Annotated in this window: 21 protein-coding genes; 15 read left to right on the forward strand and 6 right to left on the reverse strand. The window is 54.3% G+C overall.

What is annotated here, in order from left to right; all coding sequences use genetic code 11:
• Positions 1-2: 2 nt before the first annotated feature.
• The 10 genes from WDB70_RS06605 to ttcA all read left to right on the forward strand — a co-directional run bounded on the left by WDB70_RS06605 (position 3) and on the right by ttcA (position 8,501).
• Positions 3-179: a cbb3-type cytochrome oxidase subunit 3 gene (locus WDB70_RS06605; RefSeq protein WP_406667820.1), complete on the forward strand. Its 177-nt coding sequence runs from the start codon at positions 3-5 to the stop codon at positions 177-179.
• The gene (gene ccoP / locus WDB70_RS06610) at positions 176-1,180 is read left to right on the forward strand and encodes a cytochrome-c oxidase, cbb3-type subunit III (RefSeq protein WP_406667822.1); all 1,005 of its coding nucleotides are present in this window, start codon (positions 176-178) and stop codon (positions 1,178-1,180) included. The genes WDB70_RS06605 and ccoP overlap by 4 nt, the downstream gene beginning before the upstream one ends.
• 92 nt (positions 1,181-1,272) lie before the next feature.
• The gene (locus tag WDB70_RS06615; protein ID WP_406667824.1) at positions 1,273-1,758 is read left to right on the forward strand and encodes a FixH family protein; all 486 of its coding nucleotides are present in this window, start codon (positions 1,273-1,275) and stop codon (positions 1,756-1,758) included.
• The gene (locus tag WDB70_RS06620) at positions 1,759-4,092 is read left to right on the forward strand and encodes a heavy metal translocating P-type ATPase (protein ID WP_406667826.1); all 2,334 of its coding nucleotides are present in this window, start codon (positions 1,759-1,761) and stop codon (positions 4,090-4,092) included. It begins immediately after the preceding gene.
• Entirely contained in the window at positions 4,089-4,274 is a 186-nt protein-coding gene (gene ccoS, locus WDB70_RS06625) for a cbb3-type cytochrome oxidase assembly protein CcoS (protein WP_406667828.1), read from the forward strand. The genes WDB70_RS06620 and ccoS overlap by 4 nt, the downstream gene beginning before the upstream one ends.
• A complete protein-coding gene (locus tag WDB70_RS06630) occupies positions 4,271-4,936 on the forward strand; it encodes a sulfite exporter TauE/SafE family protein (RefSeq protein ID WP_406667830.1) in 666 nt (221 codons plus the stop codon). Before ccoS ends, WDB70_RS06630 begins: the two co-directional genes overlap by 4 nt.
• A gap of 51 nt (positions 4,937-4,987) precedes the next feature.
• Positions 4,988-5,716, forward strand: a complete 729-nt coding sequence (locus WDB70_RS06635; RefSeq protein ID WP_406667832.1) for an FNR family transcription factor — start codon at positions 4,988-4,990, stop codon at positions 5,714-5,716.
• 132 nt (positions 5,717-5,848) lie between these two features.
• Entirely contained in the window at positions 5,849-6,544 is a 696-nt protein-coding gene (locus WDB70_RS06640) for an OmpW/AlkL family protein (protein WP_406667834.1), read from the forward strand.
• A 51-nt stretch (positions 6,545-6,595) separates the two neighbouring features.
• Positions 6,596-7,504 carry a universal stress protein UspE gene (gene uspE, locus WDB70_RS06645; RefSeq protein WP_406667836.1) on the forward strand — a complete coding sequence of 303 codons (909 nt, stop codon included), beginning with the start codon at positions 6,596-6,598 and terminating at the stop codon, positions 7,502-7,504.
• An 88-nt stretch (positions 7,505-7,592) separates the two neighbouring features.
• Positions 7,593-8,501 (forward strand): tRNA 2-thiocytidine(32) synthetase TtcA, encoded by a 909-nt coding sequence (gene ttcA / locus WDB70_RS06650; protein WP_406667838.1) that lies wholly within the window; start codon positions 7,593-7,595, stop codon positions 8,499-8,501.
• Positions 8,502-8,505: 4 nt separating this feature from the next.
• Here ttcA and WDB70_RS06655 read toward each other — a convergent pair whose 3' ends face one another.
• The 4 genes from WDB70_RS06655 to WDB70_RS06670 form a co-directional block, all read right to left on the reverse strand.
• Positions 8,506-9,264: a glucosaminidase domain-containing protein gene (locus WDB70_RS06655; protein ID WP_406667840.1), complete on the reverse strand. Its 759-nt coding sequence runs from the start codon at positions 9,262-9,264 to the stop codon at positions 8,506-8,508.
• A complete protein-coding gene (locus WDB70_RS06660) occupies positions 9,261-9,998 on the reverse strand; it encodes a hypothetical protein (RefSeq protein WP_406667842.1) in 738 nt (245 codons plus the stop codon). The genes WDB70_RS06655 and WDB70_RS06660 overlap by 4 nt, the downstream gene beginning before the upstream one ends.
• Positions 9,991-10,962 carry a rhodanese-related sulfurtransferase gene (locus WDB70_RS06665; RefSeq protein ID WP_406667844.1) on the reverse strand — a complete coding sequence of 324 codons (972 nt, stop codon included), beginning with the start codon at positions 10,960-10,962 and terminating at the stop codon, positions 9,991-9,993. The genes WDB70_RS06660 and WDB70_RS06665 overlap by 8 nt, the downstream gene beginning before the upstream one ends.
• A gap of 91 nt (positions 10,963-11,053) precedes the next feature.
• Positions 11,054-11,674, reverse strand: a complete 621-nt coding sequence (locus WDB70_RS06670; RefSeq protein WP_406667846.1) for a LysE family translocator — start codon at positions 11,672-11,674, stop codon at positions 11,054-11,056.
• A 107-nt stretch (positions 11,675-11,781) separates the two neighbouring features.
• Between WDB70_RS06670 and potA the strand changes: the two genes are divergently transcribed.
• The 4 genes from potA to WDB70_RS06690 are packed head-to-tail and all read left to right on the forward strand — an operon-like array spanning position 11,782 to position 15,523.
• Complete coding sequence (potA, locus tag WDB70_RS06675; RefSeq protein WP_406667848.1) at positions 11,782-12,885, forward strand: spermidine/putrescine ABC transporter ATP-binding protein PotA; 1,104 nt, start codon at positions 11,782-11,784, stop codon at positions 12,883-12,885.
• Positions 12,872-13,732, forward strand: coding sequence for a spermidine/putrescine ABC transporter permease PotB (gene potB / locus WDB70_RS06680; RefSeq protein WP_406667850.1), 861 nt, complete (start codon positions 12,872-12,874; stop codon positions 13,730-13,732). Before potA ends, potB begins: the two co-directional genes overlap by 14 nt.
• The gene (gene potC / locus WDB70_RS06685) at positions 13,725-14,492 is read left to right on the forward strand and encodes a spermidine/putrescine ABC transporter permease PotC (RefSeq protein WP_406667852.1); all 768 of its coding nucleotides are present in this window, start codon (positions 13,725-13,727) and stop codon (positions 14,490-14,492) included. Before potB ends, potC begins: the two co-directional genes overlap by 8 nt.
• Entirely contained in the window at positions 14,489-15,523 is a 1,035-nt protein-coding gene (locus WDB70_RS06690; RefSeq protein WP_406667854.1) for an extracellular solute-binding protein, read from the forward strand. Before potC ends, WDB70_RS06690 begins: the two co-directional genes overlap by 4 nt.
• A gap of 25 nt (positions 15,524-15,548) precedes the next feature.
• Here WDB70_RS06690 and cobB read toward each other — a convergent pair whose 3' ends face one another.
• Positions 15,549-16,340: a Sir2 family NAD+-dependent deacetylase gene (cobB, locus tag WDB70_RS06695; RefSeq protein ID WP_406667856.1), complete on the reverse strand. Its 792-nt coding sequence runs from the start codon at positions 16,338-16,340 to the stop codon at positions 15,549-15,551.
• A gap of 54 nt (positions 16,341-16,394) precedes the next feature.
• On the opposite strand from cobB, the gene WDB70_RS06700 reads away from it, so the two are divergent.
• Positions 16,395-17,045: a response regulator gene (locus tag WDB70_RS06700; RefSeq protein ID WP_406667858.1), complete on the forward strand. Its 651-nt coding sequence runs from the start codon at positions 16,395-16,397 to the stop codon at positions 17,043-17,045.
• Here the strand turns inward: WDB70_RS06700 and WDB70_RS06705 are convergent.
• Complete coding sequence (locus tag WDB70_RS06705) at positions 16,996-20,343, reverse strand: NahK/ErcS family hybrid sensor histidine kinase/response regulator (RefSeq protein ID WP_406667860.1); 3,348 nt, start codon at positions 20,341-20,343, stop codon at positions 16,996-16,998. The genes WDB70_RS06700 and WDB70_RS06705 overlap by 50 nt on opposite strands.
• Between the last annotated feature and the right edge of the window lie 87 nt (positions 20,344-20,430).

Here is a 20,430-nt window from a genome sequence, read left to right on the forward strand (position 1 = left end):
AAATGGAATACGGAACCTTTAGAGGGGTCGTGACACTGGTAATACTGGTGCTGTTTATCGGTATTGTTGTGTGGGCTTATTCATCGCGCCGCAAAAAGCAGTTTGATGAAGCCGCCAACCTGGTGTTTGACGACGATGACACCTCTGAGAAAAGCAAGAATCAGGAGTCAAAACAATGAGTAGCTTCTGGAGTATTTGGATCATCGTGCTTACGCTGCTGGTCATTGCTGGCTGTGCAGTGGTGCTGTACTGGGCACGCCATAACACCACCAATGTGGCCGAAGGCGAACTGATGGAACACTCTTTCGATGGCATTGTTGAAATCAACAATCCGCTGCCGAAATGGTGGTACTACATGTTCTGGTTCACCATCGCTTTTGGCCTGGGGTATCTGATACTGATGCCAGGGCTGGGCAACTACAAAGGCTTGCTGGGCTGGCAATCGTCCATTCAGAACCCCTGTGATGACAAAGGCAACTGTTCTTTGGCGGTTCTGCAAGACAAAGAAAAAGCCGCCATGGCTGCCGGTAAGCTGGTGGAATACAACCGCGAAATGGCACATGCCGATGATCAGTACGGTGCTATTTTTGCGGCCTACGGGCAGCGGCCAATCAAGGAACTGGCCTATGACAAGGAAGCATTAAAAGCCGGTCAGCGCTTGTTCCTGCAGAACTGCTCACAGTGTCACGGTGCTACCGGTAAAGGTGCCCGAGGCTTCCCCAACCTGACAGACAAAGATTGGCTGTATGGCGGAACCCCCGAGATCATCGAGCAGACCATCTTGCATGGCCGTCAGGCGCAAATGCCCGGCTGGGGTGCTGCTCTGGGTGAGCAAGGGGTGAAAGAAATGACGGCTTACGTGCTGAGCCTGTCGGGTCGTAAGGTCAACCAGCCACTGGCCGATGCCGGTAAAGCAAAATTTGCCATGTGTGCCGCTTGTCACGGTGCCAACGGTAAAGGCGCCTACCTCAATGGCCTGCCGGTTGCTGCCGGTGCTGCGCCGAACCTGACCGACAGCATCTGGCTGTATGGCGGCAGTGAGAAAGCGGTAGCTGCCACTATTCGCGATGGCCGTCACGGTGTTATGCCAGCCTGGCAAGACATTCTCGGCAAGGACAAGGTTCATGTAGTTGCGGCCTATGTCTATCGCATCTCCCATCCGGATGAACAACCCGAATAAGTTTCTGCGCTAAGTCAAAAGCCCTGCCTGAAGGCGGGGCTTTTTCGTAATGACTTTGTTAAACTTCTGCGCAGTTGTTACAGGAGGTTCTCATGCAGCCCTGGTATAAGCAGTTCTGGCCCTGGTTTTTGATTGGACTCCCCGCCAGCGCCGTCGTGGCCAGCTTTTACACACTGTACCTTGCCAGCAGTGGCCACAATGATCTGGTGGTAGCGGATTACTATAAAGAAGGTAAAGCCATTAACTTACAGCTGACGGAACTGAACGCGGCACTAAAGCGCCATATTCAGGCCGAGCTGGTACGTCAGGAAGATGGCCTCGATTTTGTACTTAGCGGCGACAACTTGCCCGTTGCCTTACCGCTACGAGTCAGTTTTCACCATGCCACCCTGGCCAGCAAAGATTTTACCGTCATGTTGACAGCCGATGGCTCTGGCCGCCGTTATCACCTCAATACCAGCAAGCCTCTGTCTGGCCGCTGGCATGTTCGGGCTGAACCTTATGACAGCCGCTGGCGTATTCAGGCCACGGTGAATTTTGATAGTCACGCGCCAACGGTACTGGTTGGACGCCCTTAAATGGCTGAGCGCTGTTATCACTGCCATGAGCCGGTTCCTGCCGGCGTGTCACTGCATACCACCGTTTTGGGCCAGGCCAGGCCCATGTGCTGTGTTGGCTGCCAGGCCGTTAGTCAGGCGATTGTTGATGGTGGCCTGACTGACTACTACAAGTTTCGCACTGACGCAGCAGAAAAGGCCGAGCTGGTACCGCAAGCACTGAGTGCTTATGACAGCGCCGAGATCCAGCAGCAGTTTGTGCACCAGGACGGCAATAGCTGTGAAATCACCCTGTCGGTCGACAACTTATCCTGCGCCGCCTGCGCCTGGCTTATTGAAAAGCAACTAGGCCGTCTGCCTGGTGTGGAGCGTATTGCCGTCAATGCCACCAGTCACCGTGCGCTGGTGCGCTGGCAGGCTGATAAAACGCCGCTGTCACACTTGCTGGCAGAATTGGCGCGCATCGGTTACCCCGCCCTGCCCTTTGAACCCAATCAGCAAGAGGCCTACTACCGCGAAGAAAGTCGCAGTTTATTATTGCGTTTGGGGCTGGCAGGGCTGGCCACCATGCAGGTCATGATGTTTGCCTTTGCGCTTTATGTCGGTGTTGGCGATGACTTTGAGCAGTACTTTCGGCTGGTCTCCCTGGCGTTGGCCACCCCGGTAGCGCTTTACTCGGCGCAGCCTTTTTACATCGCCGCCTGGCGTGGTTTGCGTCACGGCCAGCCGGGCATGGATGTGCCTGTGTCCCTGGCTATTTTGGGGGCTTATCTGGCGTCGGCGTTTGCGACCCTAACGGGCACCGGCGAGGTGTATTTTGAGTCCATTTCCATGTTCACCTTTTTGCTGTTAAGCGGCCGCCTGCTGGAGCTGCGGGCTCGTCGCCAGGCGGCGCAAAGTTCGGCCAACCTGCTGAAGCTGGTGCCAGCGGTAGCATGGCAACAGCAAGCCAACGGCGACTTTGCACAGGTGCCAGTGAGTCAGTTGGCGGTGGGGGATTGTTTGCAGATCCGCCCTGGCGAGAAAGTGCCAACAGATGTTGTGCTGGTCACCGGCAACAGTGAACTGGACGAAAGCTTTTTAACCGGGGAGTCCATCCCTGTGGCAAAAAACGTTGGCGACCCCCTTTTTGCCGGCAGTGTGAATCTGCACTCGCCACTGACGGTTAAAGTGACTGCCATTGGCCAGGATAACCTGGTGGCCGGTATTGTCCGCTTGCAAGATCAGGCGCAGGCGGAAAAACCGCGCGCCGCCAGATTGGCCGATCAGGTAGCGCGCTGGTTTGTCATGGGGCTACTGAGTATTGCGGCGCTCACTTTTGTGTTCTGGTATGGCTTTCGGCCTGCGGATGCCTTTTGGGTCACTTTATCGGTGCTGGTTGCCACCTGCCCTTGTGCTTTGTCACTGGCAACCCCTACAGCCATTACCTGTGCCATGAGCAGCCTGTCGCGGCTGGGGTGGCTGGTCAGGCGTGGGCAGAGCCTGGAGGTGCTGCCACATATTGATACGGTGGTTTTTGATAAAACCGGCACCCTGACCGAGGGGCGGCTGACCTTGGAAAAAACCGTCAGTGACGATGACAAATACTGGCTAGCCGTTGCTGCCGCATTGGAACAAGGCTCTGAGCATCCGCTGGCACAGGTGTTTTTGCCGTATGCCACAGCCCTTCGGGCTGACGCCGTTAGCAACCACCCCGGAGGCGGCATTGAAGGCTGGATTGGCCAGCAACACTACCGGCTTGGCTCTGCGGCTTTTGTCGGTAGTGACGGTGATGCCAATGTCTACCTGCTGGAAAACGGCCAACAGGTAGCGGCATTTTGGTTTAAAGACGTACTGCGTGCTGACGCTAAGGCGCTGGTTGATACCCTTCGGGCCACTGGCAAGCAGGTCATACTGATGACTGGTGATGGCTCGCGGTTGGCTGATACCGTCGCCAACAGCCTCAATATGACTCTGGCCAAAGGCCTTACTCCGGCAGCCAAGTTGGCACAGGTCAAAGCATTGCAGGCCAAGGGCCAGCGAGTAATGATGGTGGGTGATGGCATAAACGATGCGCCGGTACTGGCTGGTGCCGATGTCTCTGTGGCCATGGCCAGTGGTACCGAGCTCGCCCATAGCGCCGCTGATATTGTGCTGTTGGGTGATGATATCGGCAAGATAGCGAAGGCGCTGACTCTGGCCAGACAAACCCGGCGGGTGATCATTGAAAACTACAGTTGGGCGGTGGCCTACAATGCGGTGGTTTTGCCGGTCGCAGTAGCCGGGTTGGTTAGCCCCTGGCTGGCAGCCTTAGGCATGTCACTGAGCTCGCTGCTGGTGCTGGGAAATTCATTACGGTTGTTGAGGGCATCATGAGCATTCTTGGACTGTTGATCCCGGTAGCGTTGGTGATTGTGGCGATTGCGGTCGGACTCTTTTTCTGGGCCGTCAAGCACGATCAATTTGAAGATCTTGACCGTCAGGGCGCAAGCATCTTGTTCGACGAAGATACAGAGGAAAGCGATAAACAAAAGCCCCGTCAGGATGATGAAGCATGACCGCACTGGGCGCCTGGCCGGCGGTACTGATGGGATTAGCGGGAGCCGGTCACTGCCTGGGGATGTGTGGCAGCATGATGGGCGCGTTTTCCCTGACACTGCCGCCCGGGCAAAGGCTATGGACGCTACTGCTTTATAATGTTGGCCGTATCAGCAGCTACGCGGCTGCCGGTGCCCTTGCCGGCGCCTTGGGGGCCACTATTAGCCATAGTGGAGCATCGGCGTTACTGGTGTTGCGACTTATTGCAGCGCTACTGCTGATCATGATGGGCCTATACTTACTGCGCTGGCACCTGGGGTTAATGCACCTTGAGCGGTTTGGCGGCTACCTGTGGCGCTATATTGCACCGGTAGCGAAACGGTTGTTACCCCTCAAACACCCCCTGCTGGCCCTGCCCCTGGGGATGTTATGGGGCTGGTTACCCTGCGGTCTGGTTTATTCCGCCTTGTCCTGGGCGGTGGTGTCTGGCTCCGCGGCCCAGGGCGCCTTGTCGATGTCACTGTTTGGCCTCGGCACTGTGCCGGTGATGCTGGCCACCGGGTTACTTGCTGACCGGCTTAAGGCCTTTCTCACTCACCCGGCTTTCAAAGTATTGGCGGCATTGGTTTTATTGATGATGTCTGGGCAGATCCTGATGGTCGCTTTTCATCAGTGGAGCTAGTGCTTTTCGGGTGTTATAGTCGCAGAGCAAAGGACGTTGTGGGATCTCATTATGATGCATACTAAAACCGGCGATTGTGCAATTCACTGCCATGACTGTGCGATGAGCGAGTTATGTATTTCGTTCACGCTCAGTAACAGTGAACTCGACGCGCTGGACCGCATCATTGAGCGTAAAAAGCCGGTACACAAAGGGGATACCATTTTTGAAGCAGGCCAGCCGTTACAGGCGCTGTTTGCGATTCGTTCGGGAACCCTGAAAAGCTATACCATCACCCAGGAAGGCGAAGAACAGATCACCGGTTTCCATCTGCCTGGCGATATTGTTGGCTTTGATGCAATTGGCAACAATAACCACGTTTCTTTTGCGCAGGCACTGGAAACCGCCATGGTTTGCGAGATCCCCTTCGATACCCTCGATTCCCTGTCCGGCACCATGCCGAGATTGCGCCAACAAGTCATGCGGTTAATGTCTTCGGAAATCAAAGGCGATCAGGACATGATCCTGCTGTTGTCGAAAAAAACCGCCGAACAGCGCCTGGCCGCCTTTTTGATGAACCTGTCTGACCGTTACGGTGAGCGCGGCTTTTCCCGCCGGGAATTTCGCCTGACCATGACCCGCGGCGATATCGGTAACTACCTGGGGTTAACCGTAGAAACCATCAGCCGCTTGTTGGGCCGCTTCCAAAAAGCCGACTTAATTGATGTTTCTGGCAAATTTATCACCATCAAGGACCTTGATGGTCTACGTAAAATGGCCTCAGATCCCCTCAGCTCATGATCTGGGTCAGTTTATATTGAGCGGGCGCCCTGACAGCGCCCGCTTTTTGATCCAGCACAACTTACCGCTAACAGCACCAGCATAGTCTACAGTCAACTTTGCAAACGCAATGATTCTAAAGGGAGAGTTCTTATGCGTTACAGTGCTTTGGCTTTGATTATGGCCGCTGTTGCTGCACCGGCAATGGCTGACACTGGTGATATTCGTGTCGCCGTTGGCGCGGCGTATGTCCACCCCAATGACAGCTCCAGCCACCTGACTAATGTAGAAGCAGCGGCCGGTTTGCCGGCAAATTCTACGGAAGTGGCGGTGAACTCCAACACCCAGTTGGGTATTACCATCAACTATGACGTCACCCCTAACTGGTCTGTTGAAGTGCTGGGTGCTACACCGTTCAGTCATGATATTACCCTCAAGGCGGCTGGCACGCCGGTTGATGGCATGAAAGTGGGTAAAACCAAGCACCTGCCGCCTACCGTCAGCCTGCAGTATCGTTTCATGGAAGGCCAGAAAGTGCGCCCCTACATTGGCCTGGGCGTCAACTACACTACTTTCTTTGATACTAAAGTAAATGGTGAACTGGCCACGACACTTGATTCATTGGGCCTGACAGGCAGTAAAAAACTGAGCTTGTCAGATAGCTGGGGGCTGGCTGCTCAAGCCGGTTTTGACTGGCAAATCAATGACAAAGTTTATATTCGCGGTGCAGTATGGTATGCCAATATCGACACCACTGCTAAAGTGAAAGTTGACGGTGCAACCGTTCAGAAGGTCGACGTTGCTATCGACCCGGTAGTCGCCTTTGTGGGGGTAGGCTACCGCTTCTGAAGTTTCAGCTGATGGGCCGGCTTTATGGCCGGCCCCAATAAGGGGAATACCATGACCGATTTCAATAAGATCCTGGTGGTAATTGATCCAAGCAAAAATGAGCAACCTGCCCTGTCTCGTGCTGCCTATCTGGCGGGCCGTACCAATGCGAGCATCACGGCTTTTCTGAGCATTTACGATTTTTCCTATGAGATGACCACCATGCTCTCTTCCGATGAGCGTGAAGCCATGCGTAATGGTGTGGTCACTCAGCGAAAAGAATGGCTCAATGAAGTGATCAAGCCTTTTCAGGACAAAGGTATGAACATTACCGCCGAGGTGACCTGGCACAACCGCCCGTATGAAAGCATCATCAGTGCGGTTGAAAAAGGCGGCCATGATATTGTCTTTAAATCCACCCATGAGCACCACACGCTCAAAGCCGTGATTTTTACACCAACCGACTGGCATTTGCTGCGTAAGTCTCCGGTACCGGTCATGCTGGTTAAAGACCACGACTGGCCGGAAAACGGCAATGTGGTGGCGGCTGTTAACTGTGGCTCTGAAGATGACGCCCATAAACAGCTGGATGTGAAAATTACCCGTGAAGCGCTGGCCTTGGCCAAAGCGATTAACGCCAAGGTGCATCTGGTGACGGCCTATCCGGGCACACCGGTCAATATTGCCGTGGAGATCCCAGAATTTGATCCGCGCTCTTACACCAAAGCGATGAAAGAGCACCATCAGAAGCAAGCTCAGGGCCACGCCGACGCTTTTGGCCTGCCGGATGATCAGGTTCATGTAAAAGAAGGCCTACCAGAAGATGTCATTCCGGCACTGGCTGAAGAACTGGACGCCGAGTTGGTAGTCATGGGAACCGTAGGCCGGACCGGTCTATCAGCGGCCCTCATCGGTAATACTGCCGAACACGTCATCGACCGGTTGGGCTGTGATGTGCTGGCGTTAAAACCTGATAGCTAACCGCTCACTGCTGATAAAAAAGCCGCGCATAGCGCGGCTTTTTGTTTTGCGTATAATATGCGCCCTTAACGGCCGGTAAGAGGTAGGCATGTCCAGCGCCAAGCAACAATATAACGTCAATAAACTGCAAAAACGGCTGCGCCGTAATGTCGGTCAGGCGATTGCAGACTTCAACATGATTGAAGACGGCGATCGCATCATGGTCTGCTTGTCCGGTGGCAAAGACTCCTACACCCTGTTGGAGATCCTGATGAACCTGCAGGCCTCGGCGCCGGTCAACTTTGAGCTGATTGCCGTTAACCTGGATCAGAAACAGCCGGGCTTTCCTGAGCATGTCTTGCCGAATTATCTGGAGCAACTGGGTATCCGTTACCAGATAGTCAACGAAGACACCTACTCCATCGTTAAGGAAAAAGTGCCGGAAGGAAAAACCACCTGCTCGCTGTGTTCGCGGCTACGACGCGGCATTTTGTATCGCACCGCAACTGAGCTGGCATGCAACAAAATTGCCCTCGGCCACCACCGTGATGACATCTTGGAAACGTTGCTGCTGAACATGTTTTATGGCGGCAAAATGAAAGCCATGCCACCGAAGCTACTGTCTGATGATGGCCAGCACATGGTGATCCGCCCACTGGCCTATTGCCGTGAAAAAGACATTATTAAGTACAGTGAGGCTAAAGCCTACCCCATCATTCCGTGCAACCTGTGCGGTTCCCAGCCCAACCTGCAACGCCAGGTTATCAAGGAAATGCTGCAACAGTGGGATCGTCAATATCCGGGGCGTATCGAAACCATGTTTAAAGCCCTGCAGAACGTTGTTCCATCCCATCTGGCAGACACGGCGTTGTTTGATTTTAAAGGCTTGCAAAAAGGCAGCGTGCTGAGCGAAGGGGATCTGGCCTTTGACCGGGAAACTTTTGTCGACCCCACACCTGAGGCCGATGATGGCGTTGCCGTTGATCCGGCCTTGCAACTGGCCATCAAAGCCCTTTAACGCCCTACCCCTGCATATACCGCCGATTGTGGCGGATCATCTGTAACAGCTCATCGACATAGGCTTGGCCGCGCTCAGAATAGCGGTCAAGTCCTTGCACCAGCTGTTTTGCCTGGGGTTTTTCACCTTGCAGGCGGGCCTTGGCGCGGATCAACCGTAATTCCAGGTAAGCACCGTTGGTGTTGATATTGTGAATATAACTGCGCACTGATGCCTGAGGGCTACTAAAACGAGCCACTTCATGGCTGGCGCCGTCGTCACGGGCACGGGGCACCAGGCCGCAGCCTTTGACATAACACCACTGGCCGAAGAAATTATTGCCGCGAATGGCAAAACGTGACGTGCCCCAAGCCGACTCATTGGCTGCCTGGGCCAAAACCAACTCCGGTGGCAGCATATCTACCCGGCGTAACAGCATGGTGCGGCCATCATCATCCAAGGGCCAGGCAACATCATAATCGGCCGCCAGGTTTTGCATCCAGTGCTGCTCTGCCCGGCTGACATGATCTTCACTCAAGAGGCGCTTGAGGCGCTGACGGTCGGCCAGAATACGGGCATTAGCAGCATCCACCAAAGGCCGTAAAAAACCGAAAAAGGCTTTTTTCTTTTCCACGATATCCTGGTACTGGCTGAAATCAGGAATATCACTGGTAAACCTGGGCGACTGCCGAGCCGGACTGAGATCATGCAAGCGAAACCAGACTAATACAGCCAATAGGGTCAGTAGCAGCCAAAGCGGAGGCTTGATAAACCAGGCCTTCATGCGTTGAACAGGGCCTGCGGTTTATTGACGTTCATTTTCAGCACTACGCCAAACAACTCACGATAAAGAATGCCTTGGCAGCGTAACCAAAAAGGCACTAACCAAACCAGAGCAATACCGAACGTTACTATGCCCAGTAAAAAAGTCAGTAACTGGAGTAAAAACAGCAAAATAAAGGGCAATGGGTAGCGCAGGCAGACGCGAATAGCGGTGACAATGGCCTGGCTTGGTCCCTGTCGTTTATCCGCTACCAGCATCAGCACTGGCCAAACAGCAATATTGATAAAAAGCCCAATAACAATAAACACAACGCTACCAAGTACGGTTAGGGCCATGGTCATTAGCGCAGCCAGGCTTAGCAGCGGGCCCCGGCGATACCATAACCACAGCAGTTGTATTGGAGGCTTTAGGCCAACTACGGTATGCAGCGCGATCATCTGCAGGCCGGCCAGGGCCGGCGCAACCATCGCTACCAGCAACAATTGCGCGAATTGCATTGGCATAGGGTCAGTTATTTTTAGGCCGCTCATTTCCAGCACCGCCGATAATGCTGCGACCAACATCAGCGTGCCACCGATCAGCAGCAGAGCTGGTGCCAGGATCAGCCGGCTGGGGCTGGCAACGCCTTGCCAGGCTTCTTTTAATATGGCCTTGCTGTCAATAGAGACAGTGCCTGCCAGCGCCTGTTCGACACTGCCACCGATATGCATGGTATTGGGCTGTTGGTCAGTCATTATCCTGAATCATCGCTTGTTTGCGGGCTTCCTTTTCGGCTTTGAGGCGCTGTACATCAGCGGCAATGTGGTGTTGATTTCGCTCTTTTGCCAGGGCAATTTGTTTTTGCCGTTCGGCAAAGCGGGCTTTTTGCTCGTCGCTCATCACATCAAAGCAATAAGGGCAGGCGATACCTTTTTGGTATTTCTCTGATGCCATATCCTCGGCACTGATTGGCCGGCGGCAGGCATAGCATTGATCGAAACTGCCTTGTACCAGACCATGGCGAACAGTAACGCGCTGATCGAATACAAAGCACTCGCCCTGCCACAGGCTGTCAGCTTCCGGTACTTCCTCAAGATATTTGAGGATACCGCCTTCAAGGTGATAAACCTCATCAAACCCTTGCTCTTTCAAAAAGGCAGTGGATTTTTCACAGCGGATCCCACCTGTACAAAACATCGCCACCTTTTTATGCTTGCTCGGATCCAGGTGCTGTTTCACATATTCCGGGAACTCACGAAAGGTAGTGGTCTGCGGGTCTTGGGCGCCTTTAAAGGTACCCACGGCCACCTCATAGTCGTTACGGGTATCGACAAGGATCACTTCAGGGTCGCTTATGACGGCGTTCCAGTCTTGGGGTTTGACATAGGTCCCCACCACTTTGCGCGGGTCGATGTCTTCAACGCCCATGGTGACAATTTCTTTTTTTAATTTCACCTTGGTGCGGTAGAACGCCTGCTCATCGGCAAAAGATTCCTTGTAGCTCATGCCGGCAAAGACCTCCTGAGCATCCAAAAAAACCTTAACAGCGTCGATTCCCTGGCGGGTACCACAAATGGTGCCGTTAATGCCTTCTTTGGCCAGTAGCAAGGTCCCCTTCACATCATGGTTCAGCATGGTGTCCAACAACGGCTGGCGCAGTGCTTGGTGATCTTGCAGACGAACGAATTTATACAGCGCGGCAACGACGTAAGTGCCCATTAGAACATACCTCTTTTATGCTCACCGACCCGTAAAGCCGGCGCAAAAATGACTCTGTTTGTAGCCAGTACCGGGCTACAGGGCCGGCATTCTACCAGAAAAGGCCGGCAATGAGGCGTACTGCCAGTATCAGCAGGAAAACTCCCAGGATGCGATCCAGCCAGTAACCCTTGGCAGCCAGAAAGCGGCCTAATGAACCGGTGGTCAGTAATATTGATAAGGTGGTAAACCATAGGCCGGTGGCAATGGCCAGATAGGCGGAGATCCCCACCATTTGCAAGTCAGTCGGTGTTACCTGTAATACCGACCCGAACAGCGCAAGAAAAAACAATGTCGCTTTTGGGTTCAGGGCATTGGTAAAAAAGCCGCGCCGAAAGGCGACTAGCGTGCCTGGCTGCTCGCCCTGTTCAGCACTGAGTGGAATCCCCTGCCCTGAACGAAGGGCGCCATACCCCATCCAGCCAAGATATACACCGGCTATCAGAGTAAAGGCCACTTCCAGGCTGTGGTGGGTTTTTAACAGCAAGGCGACACCGGCCCAGGTATAGGTCATGTGGATCAGGATGCCGGTGCCAATGCCAGCGGCAACGGCAATGCCGGTACGTCGGCCAAAGGCAATGGCATGACGGCTGACCACGGCAAAGTCTGGACCAGGGCTGACAACCGCCAGTGCATGGGCCAAAGCCAGTAAAAAGAACTGCGATAAGGTCATGGCAACGTCTTAGCAATAGTTAAAGAACCGCATTTTTACCGTTAATGGCCTTATCAGTGCCAGTCCCTTTTATTAAAATGCGCCTTTTGCGCTGGATTTTATCGCCTATGCCAACAACTGCTGTACAACAGACTGACATGGTGGTGCTCAGTGGCCTGAGCAAGCACTTTGACGACAAGGCAGTGCTCAATAACCTTGATCTGCAGATCCGTGATGGTGAATTTTTTACGCTGTTGGGACCGTCGGGTTGCGGTAAAACCACGGCCCTGCGACTGATAGCCGGCCTGGAAACGGCCGACCAGGGGCATATCACCATTGATGGTCGTGATGTAACTGCACTACCGGCAGAAAAACGTAGCGTCAATACGGTTTTTCAAAGCTACGCGCTGTTTCCGCACATGTCAGTGTTTGAAAATGTCGCTTTTGGCCTGCGTATGCAAAAAGTGGCCGAAGCGGATATTGCCCAGCGGGTGAATGATGCTCTGAAAATGGTGCAGCTCGACGGCTTTGCTGGGCGCAAGCCACACCAGTTATCCGGTGGCCAGCAGCAGCGGGTTGCCATCGCCCGCGCGGTAGTCAACAAACCGCGGGTGCTGCTATTGGATGAGCCCCTGTCGGCACTGGATTACAAGCTGCGTAAAACCATGCAGTGGGAACTCAAGCAATTGCAACGCCGCCTGGGTATTACCTTTATTTTTGTTACCCACGATCAGGAAGAAGCCCTGTCCATGTCAGACCGCATCGCGGTAATGAATAACGGCAAGGTGGAACAGCTTGGCACACCTCGACAGATCTATGAAACACCGGCCAGCCTGTTTGTGGCCCGCTTTATTGGGGAGATCAACGTTTTTGATGCCCAGGTGACGGGCCATGACGGCAAGCAGTTGCTGGTCAACATGCTGGGCAAACCTTTCAGGGTAAACGGCAAGGTGGCACACGCCCCCGGCAGCGCTGTCAAAGTCCTGCTGCGGCCCGAAGATCTGCGCCTCGACGCTGTCAGTGCTGACGAAGGCCTGGCGGGGCGGATCATTGAGCGCACATACAAAGGTGCCACCCTGGATTCGCTGGTTGAGCTGGCAGATGGCAGTCGCATTCAGGTATCGGAATTTTTTGATGAGGACGACCCGGATTTTGACTACAGCCTCAACGAGCCGGTAACGGTGAGTTGGGTGGCGCAATGGGAAGTGGTGCTGGCCGATGAGCAGGTTTAAGGAGTTTCGCTTCTGGGCTGTGGGGCTGATCAGCATTTGGCTGCTGACTTTTGTGCTGCTGCCGAATCTGATGATTGTGGCCTCCAGTGTGATGAGTAAAGGCGAGGTCAGCCTGGTTACCCTGCCCTTTAGTGTAGAAAGCTATAAGCGGTTACTTAACCCTATCTACGCCGAGGTACTGTGGCTGTCGTTTAAATTGTCGGCCATTGCCACCCTGTTGTGTTTGCTGATTGGTTACCCTTTTGCCGCAGCCATTGCCCGGCTGAGTCCACGCTGGCGCGGCATTATGCTGTTTTTGGTGGTGGTGCCGTTTTGGACCAACAGCCTCATTCGCACTTATGCCATTAAAATTCTGCTGGGTAAAAAAGGCCTGCTGAATGACATGCTGCTGGCCACGGGCCTCAGTGACCATGCCATCGGCTTTTTATACAGCAACTTTGCGGTGATATTCGGGCTGGTTTATGTGCTGTTGCCCTTTATGGTTCTGCCGCTTTACAGCGCCATTGAAAAACTCGATGGCCGGTTGTTTGAAGCGGCCAGAGATCTGGGAGCCGGCAAATGGCGCACCTTTTTACATGTCGAGCTGCCGCTGACGACACCGGGCATTATCGCCGGTTGTTTGCTGGTATTTTTGCCAGCGATGGGCATGTTTTATGTCTCGGATCTGCTCGGTGGAGCAAAAGACATGCTGGTCGGTAACATCATCAAGCGGCAAATCCTGCTGGTACAGGACTGGCCCTTTGGCTCGGCAGCCAGCGTGGTGATCACCGTCTTTATGGCGTTGCTGTTATGGCTTTACTGGCAAGCGGCAAAACGCATCAACCGCAAGGAGGCGTGGGATGGCTAAATGGTTGCGTTACCTGATGCTGAGCCTGGTATTGGTCTACCTTTATGTGCCTATTGGCATTCTGGTCGTCAATGCTTTTAACAAACAACGTTTTGGCTTGTTCTGGCAAGGCTTTACCTGGCAGTGGTTTGAGAAACTGGCGCATAATCACGGCCTCATTGAAGCAGCCTGGCATTCCTTGCTGATCGCCTTTTTGGCGGCAGCCTTTGCTGGCCTGATCGGCACTTTGGCTGCAGTGGCACTGTTTCGTTACCAGTTTCGCGGTAAGGGGCTGCTGTCAGCGTTGCTGTTTGTCGTCATGATGTCGCCGGATATTGTTATGGCGGTATCGTTTTTGGCGCTGTTTGTGCTGATTGGCCTGGGCCAGGGGTTCTGGCCGTTGCTGTTTGCGCATATTACGTTTTGCCTGCCTTTTGTGGTGGTTACGGTATATTCGCGACTGCGAGGCTTTGATCTGAGCATGCTGGAAGCCGCGCGCGACCTCGGTGCCACGGAATTTACGGTCTTTCGCAAGGTGTTAATGCCACTGGCGCGCCCGGCCATCATTGGTGGCTGGCTGCTCAGTTTCACCTTGTCGCTGGATGACGTCATTATTTCCAGTTTTGTCACCGGGCCAAGCTTTGATGTGTTGCCCATCAAGATCTATTCCATGGTCAAGGTGGGAGTGTCACCGGAAGTAAATGCACTGGCGGTGCTGATGCTCGGCGCATCACTGCTGTTGGTACTGGTATCCCATTGGTTGATGAGGGACAAAAAATGAAGCACTTTTTTTCTGCGGCGACGCTGGCGCTGAGCGTCAGCCTGTCAGCTCATGCAAGTGACAAGCAACTGAACCTGTATACCTGGTCTGAATATATTCCACAGGACGTACTGAACCAGTTCACCAAAGAAACCGGTATCGAGGTGAATGTCACCACCTATGAGTCTAACGAGGCCATGTTTGCCAAGCTCAAGCTGACGCACGGTAAAGGCTACGATGTGGTGGTGCCGTCAACTTATTACATCAGCATGATGGCCAAAGATGGCTTGTTGCAAAAGCTGGACAAAAGTGCCCTGAGCAACTTTAAAAACTTGGATCCAAGCCTGCTGAATAAGTCCTATGACCCAGCTAACCAGTATTCTGTGCCCTACTTCTGGGGGTCAACGGCTATTGGCGTCAATGCTGATGTGATTGATCCGAAAACCATCACCAGCTGGAAAGATCTGTTTAACCCGAAATACAAGGGCCAACTACTGCTGACCGACGATGTCCGGGAAGTGTTTCAAATTGGCTTGGTACTCAATGGCTACTCTGCTAATGCCACCAGCGAGGCGCAGATCAAGCAAGCCTATGAAACCCTCAAGCCTCTGGTTGCCAATACCCAGGTCTTTAACTCAGATGCGCCGCGCATGCCTTACCTGTCGGGTGATGTGAATATTGGCATGATCTGGAATGGTGAGGCCTACATGGCCAACCAGGAAGGAGGCCATATCGCCTATATCTACCCCAAAGAAGGGGCGATTTTCTGGATTGATTCTTTCGCCATCCCGAGTGGGGCAGAACACGTGACGGCCGCGAACAAGTTTATCAACTTTATGATGCGCCCCGAAGTTGCCAAGGCCTGTGTGGAATATGTCGGCTATGCCACCCCGAACGTACCGGGCCGGGCGTTGTTGCCGAAAAAACTCCGTGACTCAAGCATTATCTTCCCGGACAAGGAAACGGTCGCAAAAGGCCAGTTCCAAACTGACGTTGGTGATGCCATTGGCATTTATGAAAAGTACTGGACGAAATTGAAGACCGGTCACTGAAAAAAGCACCCGCAAGGGTGCTTTTTTATTTGCAGAGGGTTTCGACTAGAGCCGGCACCAGCTCCGAGGCAGGGCCACGTTGATGGTCAGCAAAACGGTCGCTGACCTCTGACCAATCGTTGTTGATTTCAATGGTGTGGGCGCCTTGCTGGCGCGCCTCATCAACAAAACCGGCTGCCGGATAAACGTGCCCGGATGTGCCGATGGCAATAAAAAGATCGCACTGGGCCAGAGCATGAAAAATGCGATCCAGCCCCAGCGGCATTTCGCCGAACCAAACCACATGCGGGCGTAAAGGCCGGGCTGGCACACAACAGGTACAAAGGCTGTGTTCATCCAGTGGCGCGGTGACGGTGAACAGCTGGCCACTGCCGGTACAACGGGCTTTTTGCAGCTCGCCGTGCATGTGCAGCAGGTGCCGGGAGCCTGCCCGCTCATGCAGATCATCGATATTTTGGGTAATGATCAAGGTACTGGGGTGGCATTGCTCCAGTTTTGCCAGCGCCTGATGGGCTGCATTGGGGCTGACATTGGGTAGCTCGGCACGGCGGGCATTATAAAAGCGGTGCACCAAGGCCGGATCACGAGCGAAAGCCTCGGGAGTGGCAACATCTTCGAGCCGGTGAGACTCCCACAGACCGCCCTGGTCGCGAAAGGTTTTGATCCCAGACTCGGCGCTGATACCGGCACCGGTCAGTACCACAATATGGTTGTATGTTGTTTTGTTTTTCACCGTTCGTCCTGAAAACCATAGTTCGTCCCATAGTGCCACAGCCTCAGCATAACTGCTGCCTGCCCTATTGTGACTTTTTTTCATCAGCGCCAGCCGATACACTCAACATTGGCTGCTAAGTGGAATAGCGAATACATCATGAATCAGGTTGATATTCTCATTGCTGACGATCACCCGCTGTTTCGCACGGCCATTGGCCAGATCCTGACGCTATCTCTGGCTGACGCCAGTATTCGTGAAGCTTGTGACGTAGCGGCACTGGATAAAGCCATTGCCGACAAATTACCGGATCTGGTGCTGCTGGATCTGACTATGCCGGGGGCGAATGGTTTTTCCAGCCTTATTCAACTGCGCGAGCACTACCCTGCCTTGCCGATCATTGTTGTTTCTGCCCACGAAGATGCGACCAGTATTTCCAAGGCCCTGCATTTTGGCGCCGCTGGCTTTGTGCCGAAAAGCGCCGATCCGCAAGCCATTACCCAGGCCATTAACCAGGTCTTGGCCGGCGACAACTGGTTTCCGCCGGATGTGGCCATTGTGGCTCCCAGTGATGACGAGTCGCGACTGGCACAAGGACTGGCGGCACTGACGCCACAACAGTACAAGGTACTGGTGATGTTTGCTGATGGCTTGCTCAACAAGCAGATAGCGTATGAGCTGGGTGTCTCGGAAGCCACCATCAAGGCGCATGCTACTGCGATTTTCCGTAAACTGGATGTGCGTACCCGTACCCAGGCGGTCATTGCTTTGCAGAGTTTCGCGCCAGCGCCTGATCCATCATGGCCCTGAGCGCCGCCGGTTTTACCATTTTTGCCATAAAGCCAAAGCCTGCTTGCTGCGCCTGACTGACCAGCTCCTGACGGCTGTCAGCGGTGATCAGTATCCCTGGCAATTGCTCGTTACCACTGGCTGTTCGTAGGGCCAGCATCACCTCCAGGCCATTATCTCCGTGATCCAGGTGGTAATCGGCCAACACCATATCAATATTTTCCTTGTCGATAATAGCCAGTGCTTGCTGACGATTAGCCGCCGTACTGACCTTCATCTGCCAACCTCTGAGCAGTGACGCCATGGCATCGACAATGCTTTTTTCGTTATCCAGGCACAATACGTGGCGTCCCGCCAAGGCTCGCCCGGTTGGCGGTGTCGAGGTAACAACCGATGGCGGTTTTTGCAGTACGCGCGGTACCGTGACGGAAAACACGGAGCCCTTACCCCGAATGGACTGTACGGCCAACCGGTGATCAAGAATACGGCTCATGCGGTCCGCAATGGCCAGCCCCAGCCCCAGGCCCTTTTCATCTTTGTCGAGCCGTTTGAACTCCTCAAAAATCGCGGCCAGATCGGCTTCGGCAATGCCAGGGCCGGTGTCCCAGACTTCAATGCGCAGATACTCGCGGCCAATGTGCCGCACGCCCAGTAAAACCCGGGCGCCTTTGGCATAACGCAGGGCATTGGTCAGGAAGTTTTGGACAATACGGCGCAGCAGTACCTTGTCTGAATCAATCATGGCGGCGGTGCCAATCCAGCGAAAAGCCGTGCCCTGATCCTTGGCCAGAGCCGTAAATTCGTGGGCCAGATTACTGAGCAATTCCTCCAATGGGAAAATTTGCCGCCGCACTTTTAAGGTGCCGGCATCGAGCTTGGAAATGTCCAGCAGATCAGTCAGCAGCTCCCCTGCCGCCTTGAGCGATGCCTTGGTATTGTTAAGCAACACCTCTTGTTCGGTACCGGGCTGGGTGCGCTGTAATACCGCCGAGGTAAAAAGTCTGGCGGCGTTGAGCGGTTGCATCAAGTCATGGCCACAGGCAGCCAGAAAACGGCTTTTGCCCTGGTTGGCCTTGTCGGCAGCCGCTTTGGCATCCATCAGTTCACGGGTGCGTTCCTGTACCCGCCCCTCCAGCGCTTCGTTGGCGTCTTTGAGCACCTTTTCTGCAGCCCGGTAGGAGGTAATGTCGGAGAATGTCATGACAAAGCCGCCATTGGGCATAGGGTTACCCTGTAGCTTGATGACCTGGCCATCCGGCCGCTTACGTTCTGAACTGTGGGGGCTGCCCATTTTCATGTAGCTGACCCGCCGCTGTACATGCTCCTCCACCGAGCCCTTGCCGCACCAGCCCCGTTCGGCGTTAAAATGGATCAGATCTGCGACCGGCCGGCCGACGTAAATAAAGCCGGGTGGATAGTCAAACAGCTCCAGATAGCGCCGATTCCAGGCCACCAGGTTAAGGTTGCGGTCCACCACCGAGATCCCCTCTGATGCGTGTTCGATCGCCCCTTGCAGCAAATCGCGGGAAAAGTGCAGCTGTTCGGTGGCTTCATCCACCAGAGTAACCACTTCATCAAGGCCAATATCCCGGCCTTGCACGGCACTGCGCAGCACCAGTGCAGCGCTGGATGCACCGATAACCGAGGCCATCAAGCGCTCAGCTTCATCAATCAGAGGCAACGGAGCCTGGCGTGGCAGCCCTTGGCTGCTCAGGCCCTGATCACGTAAAAAGCGCTCAACCATCTGTTCGGTGCGATCCGGGCCGATAAAGCGACTGACCAGCAGCTTCAGGTCAGTCACGGTCAAATTACCCTGATAGCGGCCCTCGTCTCCCCCTTCCTGGTGGCTGACAAAAGCGGCCGCCTGCAGGCGGTCTCGCACCCCGGCACGGGTCAGCATGGAAAGCAAAACATAGGTCATGCCGTTAATCAGTAATGACAAAGCCATCACGTAGCTGGACTGCCAGTGATCAGCCAGTAACCACCAGCTGCCATAGCCCGCGGCCAGGCCAGCAAAAACACCCTTGCGGTGACCATGGTGCCAATAGAGGCCGCCAATCAAGGCCGGCGCCAGTTGTGCCAAAGCACCAAACGACAGCAAGCCAAAATCAGCCAATTGCTCACGGTGGCCAATCAGCCAGTAGGACAGTAACCCCATGGCCACCAGTAAAGCGATGGTCAGGCGGCGGATACGCAACAGCAGCCGGGAAAATCGCTGAAAATTACGCCCGGCCATCTTGCCGGTGGTGAGCATCAGCGGCACCACCAGTTCGTTGGACACCATGATGGCCACCGTCACGGCTACCATCACTACCATGCTGGTCGAGGCCGATATGGCCCCTAGCAAGGCGATGGCTGCCACCCAGGGGTGGTTTTCCATCAGTGGAATGGATATCAAGAAAGTATCTGGGCTGGCTGACGTCCCGGCCAACAGGCTACCGGCAAGGGCGATGGGGATCACCGGCAACGCCATCAACAGCAAGTACAGCGGAAATAGCCAGCGGGCACTGTTCAGGTGGCGAGGGGTTTCATTTTCCACCACCATCACATGAAACTCGCGGGGCAGACACAAAAACGCGGCCATCACTACCAGCGTCTGGGCCAGTACCGCGGGTAACGTGGAGTCCGCCAGGCGGTGTACATGACCGTTGACCACAGCTTGTGTCAGCAGATCGCCGGTACCATCAAAACTGCCGTAGATAATCACCAGCGCCACCAACAGCAAGGCAAACACTTTGATGGCTGATTCCATGGCCATGGCCAGCATCAGGCCAGGGTGGTGTTCGGTCGCGTCGAGTTTACGGGTGCCAAATAAGGCGGCAAAAAGTGCCAGGCCGACAGCCAACAGAATGGATACCAGTAACTCGGGGAGTTTGTCTGGCCCGGCCAGCAGTGAGAAACCCATGATCATCGCTTTGAGCTGCAAGGCGATGTAAGGCAGGCTGGCCAGCACCGCGATCCCTGTCACAGTTACCGCCAACAGTTGCGACTTACCATAACGGGCCGCCAAAAAGTCGGCCAGCGAAGTGATCCGTTGTGCCCGGGAAACCTGCACCAGTTTTTTCAGTAAACCGAAGCCAAAGGCGAATAACAACACCGGGCCGAGGTAGACCGGCAGGAATGACCACAGCGAACGGTAAGCCTGACCAACAGTCCCCAAAAAGCTCCAGGACGAGCAATAAACGGCCAGCGACAGGCCATAAATAACCCGCCGCATCCGGTCCCCCAAACGCAGGTGGTGGCGGTCGCCCAGATATGCCATGGCAAACAGCAACAGTACGTAAAGCAGGGCCAGCAGGCCCATTAGCCAAAGTGGCATATCACTTCTCCATCATGATTCAGCTTATTTCTACCATATTGGTGCGCTTTGTCCCGTTTCGACTAAAGTCGACTGGCCGAGTTTGCC

The sequence above is a fragment of the Gallaecimonas aegicerasi genome (assembly GCF_045291545.1).
Taxonomy (GTDB): Bacteria; Pseudomonadota; Gammaproteobacteria; order Enterobacterales; family Gallaecimonadaceae; genus Gallaecimonas.